The organism is uncultured Microscilla sp., from assembly GCF_947493425.1.
Lineage (GTDB): Bacteria > Bacteroidota > Bacteroidia > Cytophagales > Microscillaceae > Microscilla.
Genome location: NZ_CANLRP010000329.1, coordinates 1 through 3,657 on the forward strand (window position 1 = coordinate 1; position 3,657 = coordinate 3,657).

The following is a 3,657-nucleotide window of genomic DNA, read 5'->3' on the forward strand; positions in this document are numbered from 1 at the left end:
ACTTTTTTTAGTTTTATTTTTCTTTAATGACATTGTTTGTTGACTTTGAATGGTCAACCTATATTAGGCACGCACAACTTGTCGCCTGAAGCTGATAGCTAGTCACTCATAGCTACAAACGTTGCATCAAGTGCTTCACCATCTTATTTTTCCATTCAAGAAAAGTACCCGCCAATATTTGCTCACGGGCTTGCTTTACCAACCAAAGATAAAAGGTAAGGTTATGCACCGAGGCTATTTGTGCACCCAGCATCTCTTTGCAATGCACCAGGTGGCGCAGGTAACCCTTAGAATAAAAAGTGCTGACATAGCCCCCCAGGTGTTCATCTATAGGCGTTTGGTCATCCTCCCATTTTTTATTCTTGATATTGATTACCCCCTGTGTTGTAAAAAGCATTCCATTGCGAGCGTTGCGGGTAGGCATTACACAGTCAAACATATCTACGCCCAGCGCAATTCCTTCCAGAATGTTTTCGGGAGTACCCACCCCCATCAGGTAACGGGGCTTGTCTTTGGGCAAAATACTGCATACCAATTCGGTGCTTTCATACATCAGTTCATGCGGCTCTCCCACAGATAACCCACCTATAGCGTTGCCATCTCGCTCAAAGCTTGCGATTACCTCGGCAGACTGTTTTCTCAGGTCTTTGTAAGTACTGCCTTGTACAATCGGAAAAAGCGTTTGGTCATACCCATACAAAGGCTGGGTAGAGTCAAACCGATCGCAACAGCGCTTTAGCCAACGGTGGGTCATTTCCATAGATTTTTTGGCATAGTCATATTCACAAGGGTAAGGGGTGCACTCATCAAACGCCATCATAATATCAGCACCAATGGCACGCTGAATGTCCATGACCGTTTCGGGGCTAAAGTGATGCTTTGATCCGTCGATGTGTGATTGAAAAGTAACTCCTTCTTCTTTTATTTTGCGAATACCCGCCAGCGAATATACCTGGTAGCCACCACTATCGGTCAGAATGGGGCGATCCCAACCATTAAATTGATGTAAACCACCAAATTTTCTGAGAATATCAAGCCCAGGACGAAGGTAAAGGTGGTAGGTGTTCCCCAAAATAATCTGGGCATTGATGTCTTCTTTGATTTCTCTCTGATGAACCGCTTTTACAGTGCCAGCGGTGCCTACAGGCATAAAAATAGGGGTTTGTATATCGCCATGGGCGGTAGTCATTACACCAGCACGGGCGCTGCTGTTAGGGTCGGTGGCTTTTAGTTCAAATTTCATAACTTGATGCTGTAAAAACTGTGAAAACTATTGTACAAGGGACCTAAAAAAAGGCAACAAAGATAGGGCTGTTCATCAGTGATTTGCAAAATAATTTGAACACTATTCTTATATTGCGTTGTTTTGTGGCACAAACACCACCAACCATTTCACCCAAGTGACCTATTTAGTATTTAGTTTATTATTAATTGTTACGCTGGGGCAACTATTTTTTTTGCTCCGGTTTTTTGCCCGGCTTGCCCGGCATCCATTGCTTGCATTGCCTCACAAAGAGCTGCCCTTGTCTCAATTGTCATTGCCTCAAGTATCGGTTGTAATATGCGCCCACAATGAATTACCCCACCTCAAAAATTTCTTACCTGGCATACTGGCTCAACAACACCCTGAGTTTGAAGTCATCATTGTCAACGACCGCTCAACCGATGCATCGGCAGCCTGGCTCGAAACCCAAATGTCCATCCATAGTAGTTTGTGTGTGGTCACTATAGATCAAACTCCAGAGGGTTGGAATGCCAAAAAACATGCCTTGGTACAAGGGGTAAAAAGAGCCCGTTATGACGTAATATTATTGACCGATGCCGACTGTGCGGTCAATTCACCCTACTGGATACAACACATGTGTCGCCCTTTGCTTGAGCCTCATATAGAAATTGTGCTAGGTTTTTCGCCTTATTTTAAACATAAAGGGGTACTTAACTGGTTTATACAATATGAGACCTTCTTTACGGCAATACAATACCTGTCTTTTGCTTTATTGGGTAAAGCTTACATGGGGGTAGGGCGTAATTTAGCCTATAGGCGAAAGTTATTTGGTAATGGAGAAATACTTGAGCGGTTCAAGGGGATTACCGGGGGCGACGATGATTTATTTATTAACCAGGTAGCCAATGCCCACAATGCCAGCATCTGTATTCACCCGGAAGCGCACATATTGTCAGTGCCTAAAACTGCCTGGGCTGACTGGTATCGTCAAAAATTACGACATTTGTCAGTAGGAAAACTCTACCAGGCTAAATATCAGTACTTGTTAGGTTTTTTACTGTTTACACAAACTTTATTTTGGTTTTTGAGTATTTTAGGGACGATATTTGAGCTATATAATTCAAATGAACCAATATTTGAAGGAATAATTTTTCTATTTTCATTGAGAATGTTAGTTTTACTATCAATTTATAATGTAATAATTCGTAAATTGCGTATTGATGTAAACGTGTGGTGGATTCCTACATTGGATTTTTTGTACATTTTTTATATATTTATCATAGGATCATTAGCAATTAGCAGAAAGAGAATAAAATGGACGTAGGCAAATCAAACAAACAATTTTCGGAAAAAGCTCTCAGAGATTTCAAACTAATTGATTTAGCAAAAGAAAATGGCGACCAAAAAGCCTACGCTGAATTAATGGATCGTTACCGTAAGCCATTGTATCATACGATGCTCAAAATGGTGAAAAACACCGACGATGCCGAGGATTTAACTATTGAAGCTTTTGCCAAGGCCTTTAAAGGATTGAGTAAGTTTAAGAAAGAATATACTTTTAGCACCTGGTTGTTTCGTATTGCTACCAACAACTGTATAGATTTTATTAGAAAGAAAAAACTGGAAACCCTCAGTATCAGTTCTTCTTTCAAAGATGACAATGGTGAAGAAGTAGGGCTAGACATCAAAGATGGCAACCGCGACCCTCAAGAAGAGGCTATCAGAAGTCAAAAAATAGAATTGATGCAACTCATTGTAAACAAGCTTCCGCCCAAATACCAAAGGTTGGTAGAGCTACGCTACTTTAAGGAGTTTTCTTATGATGAAATAGCCAAAGAAATTGAAATTCCACTGGGCACCGTAAAAGCCCAACTGCACCGTGCCAAAGAACTATTGTTTGACATGGTCAAAGATAAAAGACACTTAATTTAATATGGTTTATATCTTAAAATGGTTAAGCCCCTGATGACTTAATCATTTTTTTATAAAAAGAACCCCCATTGTTTTTGAAGCAATGAGGGTTTTTCTTTTTTTACAAGACAAAAGACACGAAATAGCGTTTTACCTATTTAGTGTCCAGAATATGAGTTTTTTGCTTTGCTTAGTACATGCCAAGACAAAATTAAATATACCTAATATGCAAGTATAACTATCATGTTATGAGAGAGTTATCTTTACTTGTAGCTTATAGCTAATTGCTACTTACATTGTAACTTAAATAAGTTGTTGTTTGGTTCGAGGTTCATTTAGTTTCTGACGATGATCAAAAATTGAGCATAAAGCTACGCGATGTTTTTGATGAGAAGTCAGGGGGCAAAGGAAGCCGAAAAAAACATAAGATATTTAGTCTACAGTGTACTTAGGAATGGTACCAAAATAAATTTACATTCTTAACCTCATCTTTTGAGGCTATACTTTGTTAAAAAATAGCC

Annotated in this window: 3 protein-coding genes; 2 read left to right on the top strand and 1 reads right to left on the bottom strand. The window is 39.7% G+C overall.

The annotated features are described in order from the left end of the window. Window positions 1-112 precede the first annotated feature (112 nt). Window positions 113-1,243, bottom strand: coding sequence for a tRNA guanosine(34) transglycosylase Tgt (tgt, locus tag Q0954_RS33245; protein WP_299466148.1), 1,131 nt, complete (start codon window positions 1,241-1,243; stop codon window positions 113-115). Window positions 1,244-1,400: 157 nt separating this feature from the next. Here tgt and Q0954_RS33250 point away from each other — a divergent pair, with 157 nt between their 5' ends. Together Q0954_RS33250 and Q0954_RS33255 are read left to right on the top strand one after the other, a co-directional pair. Next, window positions 1,401-2,549: a glycosyltransferase gene (locus Q0954_RS33250; protein WP_299466151.1), complete on the top strand. Its 1,149-nt coding sequence runs from the start codon at window positions 1,401-1,403 to the stop codon at window positions 2,547-2,549. Further along, on the top strand, window positions 2,540-3,157 hold the full coding sequence (locus Q0954_RS33255; protein WP_002704044.1) for a sigma-70 family RNA polymerase sigma factor: 618 nt from the start codon (window positions 2,540-2,542) through the stop codon (window positions 3,155-3,157). The genes Q0954_RS33250 and Q0954_RS33255 overlap by 10 nt, the downstream gene beginning before the upstream one ends. Window positions 3,158-3,657: the final 500 nt, after the last annotated feature.